Origin of the sequence: Sphaerisporangium dianthi, from assembly GCF_042654065.1 — a bacterium.
Taxonomy (GTDB): domain Bacteria; phylum Actinomycetota; class Actinomycetes; order Streptosporangiales; family Streptosporangiaceae; genus Sphaerisporangium; species Sphaerisporangium dianthi.
Window position 1 is genome coordinate 72,508 of record NZ_JBHSFP010000010.1, and the last position, 21,045, is coordinate 93,552.

A 21,045-nucleotide genomic window follows, 5' to 3' on the forward strand; every position below is an offset into this window, starting at 1 on the left:
TTCCCGGCCTCGGCCGGCCCCGCGCGAGCGGGTGCGTGCGCGCCGGATCCGGAGTGCGGCCGCCCGAGGTCAGCCGCCGTCCGATGCCAGGGCGTCCCACGGCTGGCGGGAGGAGCCCGCCGCCTGGCCTTCTGGGCAGTGGCGCCGGTAGTCGCACCAGGAACAGACCGGGCCTGGGCGCGGGGGGAAGCTCGCGTCGATCTCCGGCGCCACGGCGGCCGGGGCGCCCGCCATGGCGTCCGTGGCGTCCGCCGAGGAGGCCGGGCGGGAGGCGCCGGCGCCGGGCGTGGAAGAGCCTTGACGCGAGGCGCGCCGGGGCGTGGCGGCGGTGCTGCCTGCCTTCCACTCCTTGTAGCGTTCGTCGGCCTCGGAGGCCTCCGTGGCGATCTCTTCGGCCCGGCGCAGGTGACGGCCGAGCGACTCGTCGGTGTGCTCCCAGGCGACGATCTCGCCCGTCGGCACGTGATGCAACTCGACCTTGTGGCACGAACGGTGCAGCACGCGCGAGGACGCGGCGGCGTAGATCGCCAGCGCGAGCGAGGAGCGGGCGTCGTCCTCGGTGAGCGGCCTGCGGCCGGTCTTGTAGTCCACGATGACGAGCTCGTCGCCGCGCCGGTCGATGCGGTCGACGCGCCCGGACACCGCGATCACCGCCGTGCGCGTCGCGACCGTGCGCTCGACCCCGACCGGCTCGTCGGAGGGGTCGAGCGTGCTGGTGTAGCCCGTCACCATGGCCCTGGCGCGGTCGCGCCAGGCCGTGGACTGCTCCTGGTCGCGGAAGCCCTCGGTGATCCAGCCCTTGGTGAGCAGGACACCCGCCATGGCGGGGGTCCTGCGCTCGTACGGCTCGCGCCACCACCCGGCCAGCGCGTTGTGGACCGAGGCGCCGACGCTGTTGTGCGCCCACGGCGGCCCCTTCTGCGGCGCCGGGCGGTCGAGGTAGGTGAAGCGGTAGCGACGCGGGCAGTCGAGCCAGGCGTTCAGCCTCGACGGCGTGCAGGAGTACAGCCGCCGGGGCATGCCTTCCAGGCCGAGTTGCAGCACGTCACTCGTCGAAGCTGAGCTTGATCCCCGAGACGCGCGTGCCGTCGGCCAGCGGCCCCTCGGCGACCTCGTCGTCGTCGGCGCCGCGGGTCAGCGACCCGGCCAGCCAGTCGTCGAAGTGCGGCTCCTGGTCGCCGATGGTGGTCTCTTCGCCGTGGGCGGGCAGCACCCGGGTGTCGTGCGGCAGCGTGAACAGCCGCTCGCCGATCGCCGTCAGCTGGTCGGCGAGGGCGGGATACTCGCCGCCGAGCTTGCCCGGCCCGTCCGCCAGCAGGGTCTTGCCGGTGAAGACCACCCCGAGCGCCTCCACGTAGAGCGAGACGCCGCCCTGCGTGACGCCGGGCGTGGCCATGACCTCCAGCTCGACGTCGGCGACACCGAAGATGCCTTCGTCCTCCATGTCGATGTCGGGGTAGGTCTCGGCCCAGGTCTCGCGCCAGATCTGGCGATCTTTGCGGTTGAGCGCGACGACGGCCTCGTCGCGCGCCGAAACCTCGATGGCCCCGCCCACATGGTCGGGCAGGCCGTGTGTGCAGACGACGGCGAGGATCTCGCGGTCGCCCACACTCGAAAGGATCGTCTCCGCGTCGCGCGCGGGGTCGATGACGATGACCTCCTCGTCATCACCGATGATCCAGGTGTTGTTCTCGACCTTGTGTTCGGCGCCGTCGATCGTCACGACGCCTTCGGTCACCACTCGCTCGATACGCGCTGTCACGGCCACGACCTTACCGAACACTCGTGCCCGTCTCGATATCTACCGCGATCGCATTACCGCCGATCGGCGCCGGGCCCGCCCGTCCGCGCGACGCGGCCGCCGCCGGCCGTCCGCGCGAGCGCGTCACGGTTCCTCCCCGAGACGGGGCGAGAAGGCGCCGAAGGGCAGGTCGAGCTCCTGGTCGTGGTCGCGCAGGTCGCGGAGCGAGAGCTGGGTGAGCGCCACGAGGCACCCCGCCTCGGCAGGCCAGCCGATGACCCACAGCCATTCGCCCATCGCCTCGCCGACGTAGACGGCGCGGTCGGGCCGGCCCTCCACCCACCACAGCGCCGTGGGATGCCCGCGCGTCTCCACCTTGGCGTTCGGCGGCCCGGCGTCGAAGCCGGGCCCGGGGTCGGGGCCGTCCAGGCCGGCGAACGCCGCGCCGAGCCCCATGCCGGGCTCCTCGGCGACGATCACCAGGTCGGCGGGCCCGTGGGTGACCGACGGGCCCGAGCAGGCGACCACCCCCGCACGGGTGCCCGTGCGCTCGTCCCCGGCGTCGCCGAAACCGGTGACCAGCCATCCCGCCGGCAGCGGCCACGGCAGCCAGAAGGGAACCGGCGCGTCTTTGCGGATCACCTCCAGCGCCTCGCTGGAGGGGCGTCTGGTGTGGAAGGGCAGGACGGCCCCGTGCACGCCGCAACGCCAGGCGCTCGACCAGGCGCTTGGCGGGCGTAGCGTGCCGAAACACCGAGGGCAGGTGGGCGCGGCTCTCACAGTTATCCACGGTGCTTCCGCCGGCGCGGGTAAGTCAAGGGCCATCCCGTTATCGCGGCGTAATCTTGGCACATGCTCGTGAGGTGCGTGGGCGCGGTGATGATCGACGACGACGGCCGGCTGCTGCTCGTCCGCCGCGGGCGCCCGCCCGGCGTGGGGCTGTGGTCGCTGCCCGGTGGCAGGGTCGAGCCGGGCGAGTCCGACGCCCGCGCGCTGCGGCGCGAGCTGCTGGAGGAGACCGGCCTCACGGTGTCGGTCGGCGGCCTCGCGGGCACCGTCGAGCGCCCCGGCCCGGGCGGGGTGGTGTACGAGATCCACGACTACTTCGCGACCGCGCGGGAGGGCACGCCCCGGGCGGGCGACGACGCCTCCGCCGTGGGGTGGTTCGCCCCAGGTGACCTCGCGGGGCTCCCGCTCACGCCGGGCCTGCTGGAGGTCCTGGTCACCTGGCGGGTGCTCCCCGCGGGCCCCGGCGACCCCGGCTTCACGGGCCCTGCCGTGCCGAAGTCGCCCTGAGGAGGCGGCGGCTCCCGGCCGTGCCGAAGTCCCCCTGAGAGGCGGCTCCCGGCCGTGCCGAGGCCGCCCGGAGGGTCAGCGGCTGAACGAGGTGCGCCACAGCGTGAGGTGGTCGGAGGTGTAGGTGGTCGACCGGCCGACGGCGACGACGCGGTCTCCGATGACGGCGATGGCGCTGAGCCACTGGGCGCCGTCGCCGGTCATGCCGTCACCGGTCAGTGTGTGCCGCTGCCAGTCGTCACCGTCCGCGGACGTCCAGACCGTGCTGTCCCCGGTGGCGGGCGACCCGTACGAGCCGACGGCCACCAGACCGTCCTTGGAGTCTGCCAGGTCGAGCACGCTCGCCGCGGCGTCGGCCGGCAGCCACGAGTAGCGCCAGGTGACGCCGTCGTCGGTGGAGACGGCCGAGAACGGCTGCTCCACTCCCTTGTCGTTGGTCGCGCCGCCCACCGCCACGATGCGCTGGTCGTGCAGGACCACCCTGTGCAGGTTCGCCGCGCGGGCGCCCTCGGGGATGACCCGCTTGCGCGCCGTCCAGTTGAGTCCGTCGCGCGAGGACCAGACCACCCCGGAGGTGCGGCCGGCCGTGCCCGACCCGCCGATCGCCAGGTAGCCGCCCTCGGTGGCCACGAGGTCGTCGATGCGCACGTCCGCGCCGCCCGCCGGCAGGCTCTGCGGCGCGGCCCTCGAGAAGCGCTTGAGGTCGGGCGAGAACCACAGGGCGGCCACCACGCCGCCCGGACCGCTGTCGTCACCGGCCATGACGTACCCGTTCGGCCCGGCCGCGACGACGCGCGGCACCACGGCGTACCGTCCGGACGCCCCGAAAGCGGGCGACTCGGGGCCCTCGCGCCATGTCCTGCCGTCGGTGGACGTCGCGAGCAGCGGGCGGACGAACGCCGAGTCGGCGGTCGTGCTGCCCACCGCGAGCCAGCCGTGGGCGCCGTGGGCGACGTCGTTGAACGCCTGCCTCCCCGCGCCGCCGAGGGCCGGCACGTTGACGGGCTTCCAGTTCTGGCCCGTCGCGCTCGTCCAGATGCCGGCGTCGCCCTTGACCGAGCCGACGGCGACGAACGACTGGCCCGCGGCGACCAGCGCGGTGGTCTCGCGGGCCGAACGGGTGAGGCCGCTGATCTGCGCGAGCGGCACCGGGGCGGCCGGCTTCCCCTTGTCCGCCATCATCAGCACCGGCAGGTTGTCCAGGCCCCCGGACCGCTGGTCGCCCGCGGCCACCAGCGTGCCCGCGTCGGTGATCGCCAGGCCGCGCAGCGTGCCGGGGATCTGGCCGAGGTCGGTGCTCTCGGTCCAGTTCTTGCCGTCGGTGCTGGTGAAGACGGCGTACCGCTCCCAGCCCGACTCGGCGACCGCCGCGACGCCCGCCGCCGAGGATGCCAGGCCGCGCACGCCGGTCGCCTCGCGCCCCAGCCCGCCGATCACCCCGCACTGGCGCCACTCGTCCCCGAGCTCGGAGCAGTAGACCCGCACCTCGCCCGCGTCCGACTTCTGCAGGGTCGGGACCATGAGGAAGCCCTTGCCGGCCACCGCGAGGGCGCCGGGCTCCGGCCGGACGCCGGGCAGCGCGGCGGCGGTGCGCAGCCATGTCCTGCCGCCGTCGGGCGAGCGCAGGATGACCGACGTGGTGTCACCCTTGCCGGGGTCGGCGAGCGCCACGACGGCGTCCCCCCGGGCCACGACGGCGCGGATGGCGCGCACCTTGTCGGTGGCGCCGATCTCGCCGGTGTCCACGCGGCTCCAGGCGAGCCCGTCCGGCGACACCCACGCCACCGGGCCGTACCCTCCGTCCTGCAAGGTCGTGGAGCCGACGGCGACGAAGCCGCCGGCCGTCCGCGCCAGGTCGGTGATCCGGTCGCCGCTCCAGAACGCCGACAGCCGCGACGGGTCGACCGCCGTCCAGGTACGCCCGTCGGTGCTGGTCCACATGCCCCTGGCGGCGGCGCCGGCGGCGCCGGGAGCCTCGGTGCCCGCGGCCAGCCAGCGGCCGTCTCCGCCGGTGACCAGGCCCGCCGAACCGGCGGGCTGATATCCGGCGGCGCCGTTCACGCGGCCCATCTGCCAGGTCTTGCCGCGATCGGTGGAGACCAGGAACAGCGGCCGGGGCACCGGGCTGGTGGTGTCGCTGCCGACCGCGACCACGGTCGAGCCGACGGAGGTGACGGCGTTGAGCACCTGGCTGGAGCCGTTGCCGCTGACGCCGGGCGGGGCCACGAACGCCTGGTCGCCCGAGCCGCCGTCTCCCGCGGCGAGCCTCAGGCCCGAGCTCGTCGGGGAGTTCACCCAGTTGACGATCACCAGTCCGAGGCCGGCCGCCGCCAGCAGCACGACGACCACGAAGATCGGGGTCAGCAGGCCTCGGCCGGGCGGGCGCAGGCGCGGGCGGCGGGTCTCGCGGGTCTGGCGCGGGGCGCGGGGCGCGGGCTGGTCGCGGTGATGCCGGCCGCGCCCGCCGCGCGACCGCGGCGGGCCTGAGGCCACGAGGATGTCGGGCCGGACCGGCCGCCCGTCGGGGGGCCGGCCGATGCGCTCCTCGGGGTGCTCGCCGAACGCCGGCAGGTCGCCGGCGCCGGTCGCGTACGGGTCTTCGCCCCTGGACGGATCGCCGGAGGCGTGGAAGTCGTCCGGAGCGGCCGCGCCGCCGGTGGCGTACGGGTCACCGTGCGGGGACGCTCCGCGGGCCGCGTACGGGTCGCTGCGCGGGGGCGTGCCGCCGGACCGCGAGATGCCGCGGGAGGCCGATCGGCGTGACGTGCGCGTCCCGCTCTCGGGCTCGGCCGGGATGCTCGGCTCGACCCGGATCTCCGGCCGCTCCCGCGAGACGCCCCGCGCCGGAGGGCTTTGCGGCGGCGTGCGAGGAGGCCCGGAGGCGACCAGCTTGTCGGGCCGGTCGACGATGCGCCGCGACGGCCACCCCGGCTCGCCGTCCGGCGAGGAGGGGGCCTCGGGATTCCATGCGGCGGAGTCCTCGGAACCCCAGCCGGAGGAGTCGTCGGACCCCCAGGCGGCGGGGGCCTCGGGGCTCCGGCCGGAGTCGGAACCCCAGGCGGCGGGGGCCTCGGGGGTCCAGCCGGAGGAGGACTCGGCCGGCGGCTCGGGCGTCTCCCGGCCGGAACTGTGGCGCGGCTCCGCGGCCCCGCCTCCGTACGGCCGCGCGTACGGGTGGCGGCCGGTCGAGGAGGGCCTCGGCGCCTGGGCGCCGTCGTCGTCATCGCCGGCGGGGGACCGCTCGTCCGGCGTCGGCGCGCCGAAGGGCGGGAGGGCCCATGGGGAGTCCAGGGGCAGGTCCCGTGAGCGGGGATCGGACGGTCCCGGCGGGGAGTGGTGCAGCACCTGGGGGGAGGTCCGAGCCTGATGGGGCTTGGACGAGCCTGACGCGACGTCGCGGTCGGCGTCGTCGTCCGCGGACCGCCATGACGAGCGCGGGTCGTGGGGGCCCGAGACCACGCTCAGCACCTCCTCGTCGGCAGGCTAACCCGGTTTGAGGGCCGCACATGGGGACCGTTCCACCGGACTCCAGCGCATCCATCGCACCTGCGACGGATCACTTGCGATCGTACCGATACCCAAACCCTGCCCGGTGATCACATAACCGGACAGAACCCTGGCCGCTTCTCGCCCTCGCCGGCACCGCGCACCTCCCTGGGGCCGACCACCGACCCGCATACCTTTAGGGCAACACGCCGAGGGCCCTTCTGGCGAGACCTCTCTAGTCAGATTTATCGAGTCAGAGTCTGAATTGACCACTTATGGGCGATTATTACGATGACAACCGCGAAAAAGGCCAACTGAACCACCGTGCCGGAGAGGGCCTGCCACGGCACGGCGCCCTGCCGCAGAGCGCCCTCCAGCTCGCCGGCGGCAGCGGCCGGCAGGAAGCTCAGAACGTTGTTGACCACGTGCAGGGCGATGGGCGCCTCCAGCCCGCCCGTGCGCACCGCGAGCCAGCCCATCAGCGCGCCGAAGCTGAACACGTCGATGATGCCCCAGTCGGTGTAGGCGTGCAGCGAGGTGAACAGGGCCGCGCCCAGCAGGATGCCCGGCCACGGTGTCCGCACGTACGCGCCGAAGGCCTGCAGCACCCAGCCCCGGAACATGTACTCCTCGGCCGCGGCCTGGAAGGGCACCAGCAGCAGGATCACCACGAGCCCGGGCAGGAAGCGCTCCCAGCCCACCCAGCCGAACAGGGCGCCGATGTCCTCCCCGGTGAGGGCGTACGTCCCGACCATGGCGGCCTGACCGAGGATCAGCGCGACCAGGGCCACACCGGCGCACACCAGCAGCCACCGCCAGCGCAGCCGTCCCGCCACCGACGAGAGCGTCCCCGGCGGCCGGCGCTGGACCAGCCACGCGGTCAGGAACACGACCGGCAGGACCAGCGCGATCGACAGCAGCAGGACGGCCAGCTCGAAGACCGGCTGCCCGAAGAGCCGGTCGTCCGACAGGAGCACGGGCACGCCCGCCAGCTCGGCGACGACCATCCCGACGAAGATCACGATCAGGCCCGCGCCCAGGAAGGCGACGGCGATGACGGCCGACCCGGCGATCGGGCGCCACCAGCGGTGCATCGCCGTGCGCGCCAGATGGTCGTAGCGCGCGCCGGAAGGCGGCGGCACGACCCACGGCGCCGGCGCCGGAGCCGCCTGCCATGGCTGCGGCCCGGGGTAGTAGGGCGGCGCGCCCTCCTGGTACGGACCGGGCCGGTACGCCGGAGCGCCCTCCTGCGAGGCGTCCTGGTCGTGGGGCCGCTCCGCCGGTGGACGTCCCGGCCCTCCGGCCCCCGGCTGCGGCTGCGGCTGTGGCTGGTGCGCCTGCGACGGATCGTGCATATACGTCATTGTCCTCGCACCCTCCCGCCGCCCGGCGGTCGCCCGGCGCTCAGGGACGACGTCCCGCGCCCGACGACCGTTCTGCGCATTTCTTCATAGACGCGGCGCGCCCGAGGGCAGATGCTGCATGCCATAACCCGACATACTTCAGGAGCAGATCATGAAAAGGCCAGGGCCATTTCACACGCTCGGCGCGGGGGTGGTCCTCGCCCTCGGGCTCGGCGTTCTCAGCGTGCAGACCATGCCGCGCACGGACAACGCCTCCGCCGCCTCGGGCGCTCCGGCCGCCAAGGCGACCACCTCGGTCGCCCCCGAGCCCGCGGAGACGGCCGCCGCGAGCGCGTCCGCCGCCCCCACCGAGGCCGCCGACCCGACCCCGAAGCGCGCCGACTACGCGGGCGTGGCCCAGGGCAACGGCGGGCTGGTCGCGCTTTCGGTCAAGAACGGCAAGGCGGTCGCCTACTTCTGCGACGGGCGCATCGAGTCCTGGCTCAAGGGCACCGCCGAGAACAACACGCTCACGCTCGCCGGCAAGGGCTCGCTGATCACCGCGGCGCTCGGCGACGGCAGGGCCAAGGGCCGGCTCCAGGTCGGCAAGGCCAAGTGGCGCTTCTCCGCTCCGCTCGTCAAGAAGCCGTCGGGCCTGTACCGCGCCACCGCGGTGATCCGCGGCGCCAAGGTCGTCGGCGGCTGGATCATCCTGCCCGGCGGCCGTCAGGTGGGCCTGGTCGACGTCGGCGACTCCGCCCAGGCGGCTCCGAAGCTCACCCCCGGCTCCCCGGTGACCGTCGGCGGCACCGAGCTCCTCCCCGAGGACGCCGACGCCTTCATCGACGGCCTCTGACCAGGACCGTCCCGGGTCCGCTCGTCCTCCCCGCACGACGTCCTCCTGCGCGCGCCGCGTCAGCTCGGCGAAGCCGCGCAGGGCCCGGCCGCCCGTCCTCCCTCACGAGGTCCTCCGGCCGCTCGGACCTGCCTCACCAGGTCCTCTGAACACCCGGCCTCTCCCTCACGAGGTGGTCCGGCCGCTCGAACCTCCCTCACGACAAGGAACGCCCGTCATGACCGTCCCCCAGCTCCCTCCACTCCAGCAGGAGCAGCCCGCGCGGGCGAAGAGCTCCGCCCCCTACCTCGTGCCGCTGCTCGCCGGCGGCCTGGTGGCCGTCGCCCTCGGGGTGTACGGGCGCGCGCACACGCCCACCGGATACGCCGTCGGCCTCGCCGGCTTCTCCGGCGCCCAGGCCATGAAGTCGTGGCTGGCGACCGGCGCCTTCCTTCTCGCGATCGTCCAGCTCGTCTCGGCGCTCGCGATGTACGGCAGGATCCCCGGCTTGCGGGCCCCCTCGTGGACCGGGACGCTGCACCGCTGGTCCGGCCGCGCGGCCTTCCTGCTGTCGGTGCCGGTGGCGTTCCACTGCCTGTACGCCCTCGGCGCGCAGTTCGACGTCCCCCGCGTGATGATCCACTCTCTGCTGGGCTCGTTCTTCTACGGCGTGTTCGTCGCCAAGATGCTGTCGCTGCCCAAGCGCGACCTGCCGGGGTGGACGCTTCCCGTGCTCGGCGGGCTCGTCTTCGCCGCGCTCACGGGCCTGTGGCTGACGTCGTCCTTCTGGTTCTTCACGACCATCGGCGTCACGTTCTAGCGTGGCGCCGCCCGGCGGTCAGGAGACGGGGGGCTGGAAGGACCTGGTGCGGGAAAGACCGGCGGCGCGGCCCTGGGCGGCGACGACGAGGGCCATCTTGCGGGAGGCCTCGTCGATCATCTCGTCGCCGAGCATCACCGCGCCGCGCCTGTCCACCGTCGTGGCGTGCTCGTAGGCGTCCAGGATGAGCTCGGCGTGGTCGTAGTCCTCCTGGGACGGCGAGAAGACCTGGTTGGCCGCCTCGATCTGCGTCGGGTGGAGCACCCACTTGCCGTCGAAGCCCAGCGCCGCTGACCTGAGCGCGGTCATCTCGAACCCGTCGAGGTCCTTGATCTGCAGGTAAGGGCCGTCGATGGCCTGCAGGCCGTGCGTCCTGGCCGCCATCAGGATGCGCATCAGCACGTAGTGGTAGGCGTCGCCCTCGGTGTAGCCGGGCGGCTGCCGCCCGACGACCAGGGTTCTCATGTTGATCGAGGCCATGAAGTCGGCGGGCCCGAACACGAGCGTCTCAAGGCGGGGTGAGGAGGCGGCGATGGCGTCGACGTTGACCAGGCCGCGGGCGCTCTCGATCTGCGCCTCGACGCCGATGCCGCCGACCGGCAGGCCGGTCGCCTTCTCTATCTGGGTGAGCAGCAGGTCCAGCCAGGCGACCTGGACGGCGTCCTCGACCTTGGGCAGCATCAGGCAGTCGAGCGCGTCCCCGGCCCCCTCGACGACGTCGATCACGTCCCGGTAGGTCCACGCGGTGGTCAGGTCGTTCACCCGCACGACCCGGGTCTTGCCGGCCCAGTCGCCCTCGCGGAGCGCCTCGACGACGTTCTTGCGGGCCTGCTCCTTGGCCTGCGGCGCGACGGAGTCCTCCAGGTCGAGGAAGACCTCGTCGGCGGGCAGGCCCTGCGCCTTCTCGAGGAAGCGCGGGTTGCTGCCGGGCACGGCGAGGCACGAACGACGAGAGCGCATGCGCAAACGCTAGCCTCCCCCGGCGTCCGGGCGAGGCTGTGGGGCCGTCACAAAGCCGGACATCGCTTCTTGGCGCGGATCTCGTACCGCTATCTAGGCCCTTATGCGGACAATGTCCTATATAGACTCGGTAAGGGAGATAGTCATGGCATCTGATGCCTCCGCGGCGGTGCTCCGGCCCGCCGTATTGTCCGACCTCATCCCCGGCAAGATCGTCAGGGATGTCGTGCTCGTCATCGGGGCCGCGGGCCTCACAGGGCTCGCCGCGCAGGTGAGCATCCCGTTGCCCGGCACCCCCGTGCCGTTGACGCTGCAGACCTTCGCCGTCCTGCTGGCGGGCGCGGCGCTCGGCCTGCCCCGCGCCTTCCTCGGCATGGCGTTGTACCTGCTGATCGGCCAGCTCGGCGTGCCGTGGTTCGCCTCCTCGGGCGGCAACGCGACGCTCGGGTACGTCGTCGGCTTCATCCTCGCCGCCTCCGTCGTCGGCGTGCTCGCCGGCAGGGGCGGTGACCGCACCCCGGCGCGCACCGTCGCCACGATGACGCTGGGCACGGTCCTCATCTACGCCGTCGGGGTGCCGTGGCTCATGGTGGCCACGGGCATGAGCCTGTCCGCCGCCTTCGCCGCGGGCGTGGTGCCGTTCCTGATCGGCGACGCGATCAAGGTCGCGGCGGCCGCGGGCCTGCTGCCCGCCGCCTGGAAGCTCGCCGGCCGCTGAGCCGGAGCCGCTGAACCGGTGTACCGCTGAGCCTCAGGGCCGCCCCAGGTGAACCACCCGGGCGGCCCTCGGCCGGCTGACGCGCGGGCCGGAACACGCCGTACATTGCGAGTATGAGTCTTGCGCTGATCGAAGAGGGTGCCAAGAAGTCGGGCATCCTGTGGGTCTCGCTGGCGGGACGCGACCGGCTGGCATGGCATGTCTGGCACCAAGGCGCGATCTACCTGGTCACCGGCGGCGGCGAGCAGTCCCTGCCCGGCCTCACCGGCGCCTCGCGGGTGCGGGTGACGCTGCGCAGCAAGGACAACGGCGCCGAGTTGGTCTCCTTCGACGCCGACGTGGAGCCGGTCGATCAGTCGGCGCCGTCCGAGACCGAGACCGGGGCGGTGGCGGCCCTGGTCAAAGAGCGGCTCAACGCCTCCGGCACGGCGGGGCTCGCGGGCAGGTGGGCCGCCTCGGGCGCCTCGATCGTCCGGCTGAGGCCCGACGTGGCGGTCTGAGCCAGCAGCGCCCCGCCCAGGACGATCGCGCCGCCCACGATCTGGGCGGTGCCGAGCCGCTCGGCGAGCAGCGCCCAGGCGATCACCGCGCCGGCGACCACCTCCAGTGAGGACACCGTGGCCCCGATGGCGGCGGACAGGCGGCGCACGGCGGTGACGCCGGTCACGTAGGCCAGCACGGTCGCGACCACGATGAGCTAGAGCGTGGCGGCGAGCACGGGGATGTCGCGGCCGTTGACCGTGACGGTGGTCCCGAAGGCCTCCCAGGGGATGTTCCACGCCTGCGAGAGGGGCGTGAGCACCAGCGCGGCGCCGGCCATGCCCCAGGCGATGAGGCCGAGCGGGTCGACGTCGTCGCCGTAGCCGTCGCTCATCAGGAAGTACCCCGCGCAGCACGCCGAGGCGATGAGGCCGAGCAGCAGCCCGATGCCGTCCAGGCTCATCCCCCGCCAGACCTCCACGACGACGCCGAGGCCGGCGAGCACGACCACCGCCCCCGCGTACGCGGAGCGGGGCAGCCGCACGCGGCGGACGAACCGCACCCAGCAGACGACCAGGACCGGTGAGGCGTACTCCAGCAGGAGCACGACGCCGACCGGCAGCCGGGTGATGGCCAGGAAGAACAGCGCCTGAACCCCGGCGACGGCGATCAGGGCGTACGCGGCGAAGAAGCGGCCCCGCCCTTTCGGGATGCGCAGGGACCTCGGCCGGAACACGGCGAGGACCGCGATCAGCACCAGCGCGGCGCCCGCCATCCGTACCCACACCGCCTGCAGAGGTGTCAGGCCGCTCATGCCCACGAGCTTCGCCATGGACCCGGAGAAGCCGAAGCACGAGGCCGACACGACGGCTATCGCGAGCGCTCCGCCTTTCATACGCCACCATCCCGTAATTACCGTCAGATGCTTTTGATGCTGTCACACGGTGTCCAGGGAGATCAAGACGCGACCGTACGTTGAGACGGCTTTCACGGGGGGTGGACGCGGCGCGCGTGGCGTCACCTCGTACGCTGCGGTAGGTGAGGATCTTCGTCGCCCGGCTGGCCGGCACCCCGGTGTTCGACCCCGAAGGCGACCAGATCGGCCGGGTGCGGGACGTCGTCGTGGCCATGCGCCCCAACGACCCGCCTCGCGTGCACGGCCTGGTCGTGGAGGTCCAACCGCGCCGCAGGGTGTTCCTGCCGATCACCCGCGTCCGCAACATCGAGGCGGACGCCGTCATCTTCACCGGCGCCATCAACCTGCGGCGCTTCGAGAAGCACTCCATCGAGTCCCTGGCCATCGGCGAGCTGCTCGACCTGGACGTCGAGCTCGGCGGCCAGCGGGCCACCGTGCTCGACCTGGCCATGGAGCAGACCAGGACCGGCGAATGGCTCATCACCAAGGTCGCGGTGCGGCGCGGCGCCGGACGGGGGCTGCGGCGGCGCCGCGGCGAGACGCTGGTCGTCGACTGGGCCGAGGTCGCCGGGTTCGGCGCGGTTCAGGCCGACCAGGGAGCGGCCAACCTGCTCGCCGCGTTCGAGGAGACCCGCCCCGCCGACCTGGCCAACGCCCTGCGCCACCTGCCCGACAAACGCCGCGCGGAGGTCGCCGCCGCGCTGGAGGACGAACGGCTCGCCGACGTGCTGGAGGAGCTGCCCGAGCGCGACCAGATCGGCATCCTCAGCCGGCTGGACGCCGAGCGCGCGGCGGACGTGCTCGCGGCCATGGACCCCGACGACGCGGCCGACCTGCTGCAGGACCTGCCGCCGGCGCAGGCGGAGGCGCTGCTGGCGCGCATGGAGCCCCGCGAGGCGGCCCCGGTGCTGCGCCTGCTCAACTACGCCGAGAACACCGCGGGCGGCATGATGACCAGCGCGCCGATCGTGCTGCCGCCGCACTCCACGATCGCCGAGGCGCTCGCCGAGATCAGGCGCCAGGACATCACCCCGGCCGTCGCCGCCCAGGTCTACGTCGCCCGGCCGCCGAGCGAGACGCCGACCGGCAAGTACCTGGGCGTGGCCCACTTCCAGCGGCTCCTGCGCGAGCCGCCGTCCTCGCTGGTGGGAGGCGCCATCGACAACAGCATCGACCCGATCCGGCCCCACCTGCCCCTGCCGGCGGTGACCGCGTACCTGGCCACCTACAACCTGGTCGCGGCCCCGGTGGTGGACGAACTGGGGCGGCTCGTCGGCGCCGTCACGGTGGACGACGTGCTGGACCACCTGCTGCCGCCGGGCTGGCGCGAGCGCGACGAACGGGAGCCGAACGGGGAAGACGCCTCAGAGAGCGGCGACGGCGCGGCGCGGGAGGTGGGCGGTGGCGGTTAACCGGCTGGACCAGCCCCGCGAGATCCGCCGCTCCATCCGCCCGCACTACGACCCCGAGGCGTTCGGTCGGCTTTCCGAGCAGATCGCCCGGTTCCTCGGCACGGCACGCTTCCTGGTCTACATGACCGGGTTCATCGCGGTCTGGGTGCTCTGGAACGCCCTGGCTCCCCGGAGCCTGGCCTTCGACCCCTACCCGTTCATCTTCCTGACGCTGATCCTGTCGCTCCAGGCGTCCTACGCGGCCCCGCTGATCCTGCTGGCCCAGAACCGCCAGGCCGACCGCGACCGCGTGCAGAGCGAGCAGGACCGGATGGCGGGCGAGCGCAACCAGGCCGAGGTGGAGTACCTGACCCGGGAGATCGCCGGGTTGCGCCTGGCCCTCGGCGACCTCGCGACCCGCGACTACATCAGGGGCGAGCTGGAACACCTGCTGGAGGAGGTACGGCGCCCGGCCGCCCGCGAGGACGGCGCCGGAGGTCAGAAGGGGTAACGGACGGAGAGCTTGGCGAGGGTGGCGGCGCACTGGCGCAGCTCCTCCTCGTCCAGCACACCGGGGAACTGGCCGCGCACCGCGCGCAGGTAGGTGGGGGTGGCCTCGGCGAGGCGGCGGCCTCCCGCGTCGGTCAGGACGGCGAACAGGCCGCGGGCGTCGCTGGCGCACGCCTCGCGCTCGACCAGGCCGTCGCGCTGGAGGCGGTCGATGAGCCGGGTCAGCCCGCTGCGGGACAGCAGCACCTTCTCGGCCAGGTCGTTCATGCGCAGCCGCCGCTCAGGGGCCTCCGAGAGCCGCGCCAGGACGTCGTAGGCGGCGGGAGCCAGGTCGTGCCCGCTCAGCAGTTCGACCTCGAGGCTGCGGGTGATCTGGATCTGGGCCCGCTGCACCATGCGCCAGACGGTGAGCTGCTGAGGAGTGATCTCCGTCGTCATGGACGTCACGGGGTCATCCTAGAAGGTTGCATAAACGGCCACACCACCCTTTTCATCGCTGTTTAGCGCTAGAGGAGAGGCGGAGTTCGTCGGATCGTCCCTGGGTTCGTAGCATGGATCCATGGCACCCACCCCAGATTTGGTGACGGCCGCCTTGGCGACGGTCAACGACCCGGAGATCCGCCGGCCGATCACCGACCTCGGCATGGTCAAAAGCGTTGACATCTCCCCCGACGGGGTGGTGCGGGTCGGCGTCTACCTCACCGTCGCCGGATGCCCCATGCGCGACACGATCACCCGCGACGTCACCACCGCGGTCTCCAAGGTCGAGGGCGTCTCCTCCGTCCAGGTCGACCTGGACGTCATGAGCGCCGAGCAGCGCCAAGGGCTGCAGACCAAGCTGCGCGGCAACCGGGGCCCCGAGAAGGAGATCCCCTTCGCCAAGCCCGGCTCGCTCACCCGTGTCTTCGCGATCGCGAGCGGCAAGGGCGGGGTCGGCAAGTCGTCGGTGACCGTCAACCTGGCCGCGGCGATGGCCTCCTCGGGCCTGAAGGTCGGCGTCGTCGACGCCGACATCTACGGCCACTCCATCCCGCGCATGCTCGGGGTGAGCGACCGGCCGACCAAGGTCGAAGACATGATCATGCCGCCGGTGGCGCACGACATCAAGGTCATCTCGGTCGGCATGTTCAAGCCCCCGGGCAACAACCCGGTGGTCTGGCGCGGCCCGATGCTCGACCGCGCGCTCCACCAGTTCCTGGCGGACGTCTACTGGGGCGACCTCGACGTCCTGCTCATGGACCTGCCCCCCGGCACCGGCGACATCGCGATCTCGGTGGCGCAGCGCATGCCCGGCGCCGAGATCCTGGTCGTGACCACCCCGCAGCAGGCCGCGGCCGAGGTCGCCGAGCGCGCGGGGTCGATCGCCACGCAGACCCACCAGCAGATCGCCGGCGTCATCGAGAACATGGCGTGGCTGCCCTGCCCCCACTGCGACGAGCGCATCGCGGTCTTCGGCGAGGGCGGCGGCCAGGCCGTCGCCGACGGCCTCACCCGCACTCTCGGCACGCGCGTCCCCCTGCTCGGTCAGGTGCCGATCGACCTGCGCCTGCGCGAGGGCGGCGACGAGGGCAAGCCGCTCGTGCTCACCGACCCCGACTCCCCCGCCGCCGCCGAGCTGCGGCGCATCGCCGACGGCCTGAGCAAGAGGTCCAGCAGCATCAAGGGCCTCCAGCTCGGGCTCTCGCCTTCAGGCCGCTGAGCCCGCCCTCCCGCCCCGCCCTGGGGCGGGAGGTGAACCCCGCCGCACCGTCCCCCCAGGGGCCGGAGAAGGCGGGAGAACCCGCCGCACACGCGAAGGGCCGCCCCCAGTGGGGGCGGCCCTTCGTTCGTGTGGCACGGGCTCAGGTGGCCCGCCGTCCGTGTGGCACGGGGCGCGGACGGCCTCTCGTCCGTGTGGCGCGGGCGCGGACCTGTCCGAGTCGTGCGGGCTCAGGTGGCCTCGACGTCGTACGGGGGGATCTCGCCGTAGCCCAGCTCGTCGCCCGCCGTGGTGGCGTAGACGTCGGAAGTGCCGCCATAGGCGTCGGTGTACGGCTCGGTGTAGGGGGGAACGCGGTCATCGGCGGCCGGCCGCTTCCAGTCGTCCTCGAGATCCTGCAGCAGGTGCTTCCTGACGAAGTTCTTCGGATGCAGGTCGGTCGGGTCGAAGTTCGCGAACTCGGGGCCGAGGTTGTCCTGCAGATCGCTTTTGGCGTTGTTGGCCATCTGACGTATCTGCCGCAGCGTGCGGCCCGCCTGCGCGGCGGCCTGCGGCAGCTTCTCGGGCCCGAAGACGAGAAGGGCGATGACCACGAGTGCCAAGACCTCAGGCCAGCCGAGTCCGAACACGGTGATCTCCTACGTTTCCTACGCCCACGCCTGCCGTCGGCCGGGTTCGTCCGAGGGCGACATGGCTTCCCCCAGAGTAATGCCCGGCCCGGCGTGGGGCGCAATGAGGCGGTCTTCGATCACGACGGCTGGGGCGTCGGGACGGGCACGGCGTCGATGGTCGCGGTCGTGGTGCGCTCGCTGCCGTCCCGCTGGTACTTGATGGTCACCTTGTCGCCGGGCGCCTTGCTGCGGATGGTGACGATCAGCTCGGACGGCTGGGTCACCGGCGAGCCGTCGACCTCGAGGATGACGTCGCCGGGCTTCAGCCCCGCCTTGTCGGCCGGGCCGCCGGAGATGACCGGCTGCTGGCCCCCCTGCGGCGTGGCGGCGATGCGGACGCCCTCGCCCTGGTAGTCCTCGTCGATCGAGACGCCGATGCGGGACTTCTTGGCCGTGCCCGTCGTCACGAGCTCTTCGGCGATGCGCCGCACGTGGTTGACCGGGATGGAGAACCCGAGCCCGATGCTGCCGCTCTGCGAGCCGAAGGAGGAGTTGCCCAGCGTCGCGATGGCCGAGTTGACGCCGATCACCTCGCCGGCGCCGTTGACCAGCGGCCCGCCCGAGTTGCCGGGGTTGATCGCCGCGTCGGTCTGGATGGCGTTGATGAACGACGACTCGGACCCGCTCTCGCCGCCGGCGGTGACCGGGCGGTTGAGCGAGCTGACGATGCCCGTGGTCACCGTGCCGGACAGCCCCAGCGGCGAGCCGATCGCGATGACGGGGTCGCCGACGACGACCCGGTCGGAGTTGCCCAGGGTGATCTCGGGGGCGCCGAAGGTGTCGGCCGGCTTGACCACGGCGATGTCGGAGCTCGGGTCGCGGCCGACGATCGTGCCCGTCGAGGACTTCTTGTTGTTGAACATCACCTTGATGTTGCCGGTCTGCGCCGCCGCGGCCACCACGTGGTTGTTCGTGACGATGTAACCGCCCTTGATCAGGAAGCCCGACCCGGTGCCCGCCTCGCTGTTGCCCCGCACGTCGAGCGAGACGACGCTCGGCAGGACCTTCGAGGCCACGCCGGCCACCGAGTCGGGAGGACGGTTGATCACGACGCCGGTCGGCGTGCCGAGGCTGTAGGACGGGTTGAGGCCCGAGCCGCCCGACCGGGTGAGCAGGTAGGTGCCCGCGCTGCCGAGCGTCGAAGCGACCAGGGCTATGGCGACGGCGAGCACCACGAGCACACCCGTCCTCGGCCCGCGGGCACCGCGGACGCCAGGGTCTCCTGGGCCGCCGAGCGGCGGCCCGGGGGGCGGGGCCCAGCCCGGTCCCATGCCGAACGCGGTGCGCGGGGGCGGAGGAGGAGGCGGCCCGTACGAGCCCCCTGGCGAGGGCGGGAGCGGCCCGCCGGACGGGTTGCCCCACCCGGAGGCTCCCTCGTCGCCGGGACGGCCGCCGGGCCGCCGGCCCTCGCCGAACCGTGCGGGGCCCTCGCCCGCGAACGGGATCAGGCCGGTGGTCTCACCTGGGCGCGACGCCTGCCGGTCTCCCTCGGCGGGGAACTGCATGGTGCCGCCGTCTCCGCCGAACGCGTCTCGCCCGGGACCGCGGCCCTCGCCCGCGAACGGATCGCGCCCCGGGGCCGCGTGCTCGCCCGTGTGAGGGTCGCGACCGGGGTGCTCGGCGGCGAAGGGGTCGCGTCCCTGGCCGGCGTGCTCGCCCGCGAACGGGTCACGCCCAGGACCGCCGGACGGCCAGGCGTCGGAGGCGGGCAGGAACTCGGGCCTGACCCGCATGCCGCCGTCCGGAGACCCCGACGTCGAGCCATCCCCGGACCGCTGGGGTGGAGTGGCCACGTCCCCGCTGTCGAAGGTACGTGTCTCGTCGGTCATCGAAGGCTCACTCCCGAGGCCGGTCTACGTGGCTACGCCAGATTCTCGCGCGGACCGCATACGAGCGCCGTAAACGTCCCGACGAATCTCTCCGATCGTATGCCCGCGACCGCCGTGGCGTGACCGGGGCGGCCCCTGACCGGCCCCTTGAGCACGTGCGGCTCAGTGAGCGGGTGGGCCGGAGGCCGCCTTCGGCCCCCGGAGACCCCCTCCGGGGCCCGGCTCCCGGCTCTTGTGCTCTGACCCGCCCGGCCCGGTGTCAGGGGCGCTGAGTGGGCGTCACGGCCCTTCCCGGCACAGGCTGGCCGGCCGGGGCGGTCGCCCGGTGCTGGTTGGCGAACATCTCGACCGGCGGGGCCGGCGGCCGGTTGTCCACGCCGCCGATCATGAACAGCGTGCCGAGGGCGACGGCCGCCGAGGCGACGCCGACCGCGACGTACCCGGCCCTGCGGCCGCCTCCCGGCCGGCCCGGCCCGGCGAAGCCGCCGCGGCGGCGCGGGCGGTTGTCGGCGGGAGCGCCGTTCAGCGAATAAGACGGAGTGGGAAAGGGACGGACGCGCGGCGGGAGCGGACCACCCGGCTCCGACATCCGCAGTAGGGACATGGTGAGGTCCGCCGGCACGGCCGGCGGCTCGACCGACTTCAGACGGCTCTTGAGCGCTCGCATGGAGTCGAGTTCGGCGCGGCAGTCGGCGCAGAACGTCAGATGTGCGAGCGCGCGCTCGCGCTCGGCGTGACCGAGTTCGCCGTCGATCAACGCCGAGGCGCGTTCTCCGAGATGGCTCATGCTCCCTCCCTGCTTACGGTCGGGGGGAGTTCGTCGCGACGGGGCGCGCGGTGCTCGAGCGCCTCGCGCAACTGGCTGCGACCGCGATGGATACGGCTGCGGACGGTGCCGAGCTTCACGCCGAGCGTCGCCGCGATCTCCTCATAGGACAGACCTTCGATGTCGCAGAGCACCACCGCCGCGCGGAACTCCGGCTGAAGCGAGTCGAGCGCCGCCTGGATGTCGGGTTCGAGCTGGGCGTCGTCGAACACCTGCGCCGGCGACGGCTCACGGCCGCGCAGGCGCTCGCCCGCGTCGTCGCCGAGCCCCTCGAAGCGGATGCGCTGCCTGCGCCGCGCCATGTCGAGGAAGAGGTTCGTCGTGATGCGGTGCAGCCAGCCTTCGAAGGTGCCCGGGGTGTAGCTGGACAGCGACCTGAAGACCCGGACGAAGACCTCCTGCGTGAGGTCTTCCGCGTCGTGGACGTTGCCGGTCAGCCGGTAGGCGAGGCGATAGACGCGCGCCGAATGAGCGCGGACGACCTCCTCCCACGTTGGAGGCGTCCAGCCTCCGTCGGGCAGCCGGGGGTCTCCCCCTGGCGACGCACTGTCGGGAGCATCGGCCTGGTGGTTGTCCTCCACCAGCACTCCTCTCTCCGGGACCACCGCTACAGCCATAGTGCCTGCTTTCGTCCCTTCCTGCGTACCCGGCGACCAATGAGGCCGAGCTGTGTTCTTCGAAGGCCTTGAACAAAGGTCGTTCAAAGCGTGCAACGTACCCGTTGTGGCGTGAGTTCCCGTTCGGCCCCGACTCCCCTAGGCTGCGACCAATACGTGCCACGGCGAAGGCGGGGAGGAGAGGCCGATGGCCCCGACGCCGACCAGTCCGGTGGAGGCCACGCTGGCCTACGCGGAGGAGTTCCATTCCGAAGACGAGGTGCTGCACGCCGCGAGACAGCGCGGCATGGAGGTGGGCGCCGTCCCCATCCTGCCCGGAGGCGGCGCCGCCCTGTGCTTCCTCGCCACGGCGATCAGCGCCAGAGCCGTGGTCGAGGTCGGCACCGGCTGCGGCGTCTCAGGGGTGTGGCTGCTGCGCGGCATGCGTCCCGACGGCACGCTGACCAGCGTCGACGTCGAGCCCGAGCACCAGAGGCTCGCGCGGCAGGCGTTGGCCGAGGCCGGGTTCTCCGGCAGCAGGGTGCGCCTCATCGGAGGACGCGCCCTCGACGTGCTGCCGCGGCTGGCCGACGGCGGCTACGACATGGTCTTCTGCGACGCCGCCAAGCAGGAGTACGGCGACTACCTGGCGGAGGCCGTGCGCCTGCTGCGGCTCGGCGGCATCGTGGCCTTCGACAACGCGCTGTGGCACAACAGGGTCGCCGACCCGGCGCAGCGCGACCCTGACACCGTCGCCATCCGCGAGCTGGGCAAGCTGATCAGGTCGGACGATCGGCTGCGGCCTTTGATGATGCCGCTGGGCGACGGCCTCCTGGCCGCCATCAAGATCGCCAACTGACCCGCGGCGTCACCGGCCCGGCGCGCGTCGCCGGGCCGGGGCGGCGCCGGGCGTACAGGCCGGCGGTGT

The 21,045-nt window shown here is 73.0% G+C and carries 21 protein-coding genes and 1 pseudogene; 9 read left to right on the forward strand and 13 right to left on the reverse strand.

Annotated elements, in window-relative coordinates:
• Positions 1–69: 69 nt before the first annotated feature.
• The 3 genes from ACFO60_RS16915 to ACFO60_RS16925 all read right to left on the reverse strand — a co-directional run bounded on the left by ACFO60_RS16915 (position 70) and on the right by ACFO60_RS16925 (position 2,566).
• Entirely contained in the window at positions 70–1,044 is a 975-nt protein-coding gene (locus ACFO60_RS16915) for a RecB family exonuclease (protein ID WP_380841281.1), read from the reverse strand.
• 1 nt (position 1,045) lies between these two features.
• Positions 1,046–1,762, reverse strand: a complete 717-nt coding sequence (locus ACFO60_RS16920; protein ID WP_380841282.1) for an MBL fold metallo-hydrolase — start codon at positions 1,760–1,762, stop codon at positions 1,046–1,048.
• Positions 1,763–1,885: 123 nt separating this feature from the next.
• Positions 1,886–2,566: a DUF6758 family protein gene (locus tag ACFO60_RS16925; RefSeq protein ID WP_380841284.1), complete on the reverse strand. Its 681-nt coding sequence runs from the start codon at positions 2,564–2,566 to the stop codon at positions 1,886–1,888.
• A 27-nt stretch (positions 2,567–2,593) separates the two neighbouring features.
• On the opposite strand from ACFO60_RS16925, the gene ACFO60_RS16930 reads away from it, so the two are divergent.
• The gene (locus ACFO60_RS16930) at positions 2,594–3,037 is read left to right on the forward strand and encodes an NUDIX hydrolase (RefSeq protein WP_380841285.1); all 444 of its coding nucleotides are present in this window, start codon (positions 2,594–2,596) and stop codon (positions 3,035–3,037) included.
• Positions 3,038–3,112: 75 nt separating this feature from the next.
• On the opposite strand, the gene ACFO60_RS16935 is transcribed toward ACFO60_RS16930, so the two are convergent.
• Positions 3,113–6,496 (reverse strand): beta propeller repeat protein, encoded by a 3,384-nt coding sequence (locus tag ACFO60_RS16935; RefSeq protein ID WP_380841286.1) that lies wholly within the window; start codon positions 6,494–6,496, stop codon positions 3,113–3,115.
• A gap of 272 nt (positions 6,497–6,768) precedes the next feature.
• The gene (locus tag ACFO60_RS16940) at positions 6,769–7,878 is read right to left on the reverse strand and encodes a CPBP family intramembrane glutamic endopeptidase (RefSeq protein WP_380841287.1); all 1,110 of its coding nucleotides are present in this window, start codon (positions 7,876–7,878) and stop codon (positions 6,769–6,771) included.
• Positions 7,879–8,038: 160 nt separating this feature from the next.
• On the opposite strand from ACFO60_RS16940, the gene ACFO60_RS16945 reads away from it, so the two are divergent.
• Both ACFO60_RS16945 and ACFO60_RS16950 read left to right on the forward strand, forming a co-directional pair.
• Positions 8,039–8,722, forward strand: coding sequence for a hypothetical protein (locus ACFO60_RS16945; protein WP_380841288.1), 684 nt, complete (start codon positions 8,039–8,041; stop codon positions 8,720–8,722).
• Between the two features lie 217 nt (positions 8,723–8,939).
• Positions 8,940–9,521 (forward strand): DUF6529 family protein, encoded by a 582-nt coding sequence (locus ACFO60_RS16950; RefSeq protein ID WP_380841289.1) that lies wholly within the window; start codon positions 8,940–8,942, stop codon positions 9,519–9,521.
• Between the two features lie 18 nt (positions 9,522–9,539).
• Here ACFO60_RS16950 and ACFO60_RS16955 read toward each other — a convergent pair whose 3' ends face one another.
• Entirely contained in the window at positions 9,540–10,481 is a 942-nt protein-coding gene (locus ACFO60_RS16955; RefSeq protein ID WP_380841291.1) for an HpcH/HpaI aldolase/citrate lyase family protein, read from the reverse strand.
• Between the two features lie 145 nt (positions 10,482–10,626).
• On the opposite strand from ACFO60_RS16955, the gene ACFO60_RS16960 reads away from it, so the two are divergent.
• Positions 10,627–11,199 carry a biotin transporter BioY gene (locus tag ACFO60_RS16960; protein WP_380841292.1) on the forward strand — a complete coding sequence of 191 codons (573 nt, stop codon included), beginning with the start codon at positions 10,627–10,629 and terminating at the stop codon, positions 11,197–11,199.
• Between the two features lie 113 nt (positions 11,200–11,312).
• The gene (locus ACFO60_RS16965; RefSeq protein ID WP_380841294.1) at positions 11,313–11,699 is read left to right on the forward strand and encodes a hypothetical protein; all 387 of its coding nucleotides are present in this window, start codon (positions 11,313–11,315) and stop codon (positions 11,697–11,699) included.
• 62 nt (positions 11,700–11,761) lie between these two features.
• On the opposite strand, the pseudogene ACFO60_RS16970 reads toward ACFO60_RS16965, so the two are convergent.
• Positions 11,762–11,890: pseudogene (locus tag ACFO60_RS16970) on the reverse strand (EamA family transporter); the annotation flags it as partial.
• A gap of 6 nt (positions 11,891–11,896) precedes the next feature.
• Positions 11,897–12,574, reverse strand: coding sequence for an EamA family transporter (locus tag ACFO60_RS16975; RefSeq protein WP_380841295.1), 678 nt, complete (start codon positions 12,572–12,574; stop codon positions 11,897–11,899).
• Positions 12,575–12,717: 143 nt separating this feature from the next.
• On the opposite strand from ACFO60_RS16975, the gene ACFO60_RS16980 reads away from it, so the two are divergent.
• The gene (locus ACFO60_RS16980) at positions 12,718–14,007 is read left to right on the forward strand and encodes a magnesium transporter MgtE N-terminal domain-containing protein (protein ID WP_380841297.1); all 1,290 of its coding nucleotides are present in this window, start codon (positions 12,718–12,720) and stop codon (positions 14,005–14,007) included.
• The gene (locus ACFO60_RS16985; protein ID WP_380841299.1) at positions 13,997–14,497 is read left to right on the forward strand and encodes a DUF1003 domain-containing protein; all 501 of its coding nucleotides are present in this window, start codon (positions 13,997–13,999) and stop codon (positions 14,495–14,497) included. The genes ACFO60_RS16980 and ACFO60_RS16985 overlap by 11 nt, the downstream gene beginning before the upstream one ends.
• Here the strand turns inward: ACFO60_RS16985 and ACFO60_RS16990 are convergent.
• Positions 14,485–14,934 (reverse strand): MarR family winged helix-turn-helix transcriptional regulator, encoded by a 450-nt coding sequence (locus tag ACFO60_RS16990; protein WP_380841466.1) that lies wholly within the window; start codon positions 14,932–14,934, stop codon positions 14,485–14,487. The genes ACFO60_RS16985 and ACFO60_RS16990 overlap by 13 nt on opposite strands.
• Before the next feature lie 121 nt (positions 14,935–15,055).
• Here ACFO60_RS16990 and ACFO60_RS16995 point away from each other — a divergent pair, with 121 nt between their 5' ends.
• Positions 15,056–16,195: an Mrp/NBP35 family ATP-binding protein gene (locus ACFO60_RS16995; protein ID WP_380841300.1), complete on the forward strand. Its 1,140-nt coding sequence runs from the start codon at positions 15,056–15,058 to the stop codon at positions 16,193–16,195.
• A gap of 230 nt (positions 16,196–16,425) precedes the next feature.
• On the opposite strand, the gene ACFO60_RS17000 is transcribed toward ACFO60_RS16995, so the two are convergent.
• The 4 genes from ACFO60_RS17000 to sigE form a co-directional block, all read right to left on the reverse strand.
• Positions 16,426–16,824: a sec-independent translocase gene (locus ACFO60_RS17000; protein WP_380841301.1), complete on the reverse strand. Its 399-nt coding sequence runs from the start codon at positions 16,822–16,824 to the stop codon at positions 16,426–16,428.
• A gap of 119 nt (positions 16,825–16,943) precedes the next feature.
• Positions 16,944–18,695 (reverse strand): trypsin-like peptidase domain-containing protein, encoded by a 1,752-nt coding sequence (locus ACFO60_RS17005; protein ID WP_380841302.1) that lies wholly within the window; start codon positions 18,693–18,695, stop codon positions 16,944–16,946.
• 259 nt (positions 18,696–18,954) lie between these two features.
• Positions 18,955–19,482 (reverse strand): anti-sigma factor family protein, encoded by a 528-nt coding sequence (locus ACFO60_RS17010; protein WP_380841303.1) that lies wholly within the window; start codon positions 19,480–19,482, stop codon positions 18,955–18,957.
• Entirely contained in the window at positions 19,479–20,138 is a 660-nt protein-coding gene (gene sigE / locus ACFO60_RS17015) for an RNA polymerase sigma factor SigE (RefSeq protein WP_380841304.1), read from the reverse strand. Before sigE ends, ACFO60_RS17010 begins: the two co-directional genes overlap by 4 nt.
• Positions 20,139–20,325: 187 nt before the next feature.
• Between sigE and ACFO60_RS17020 the strand changes: the two genes are divergently transcribed.
• On the forward strand, positions 20,326–20,976 hold the full coding sequence (locus ACFO60_RS17020) for an O-methyltransferase (RefSeq protein ID WP_380841305.1): 651 nt from the start codon (positions 20,326–20,328) through the stop codon (positions 20,974–20,976).
• Positions 20,977–21,045: the final 69 nt, after the last annotated feature.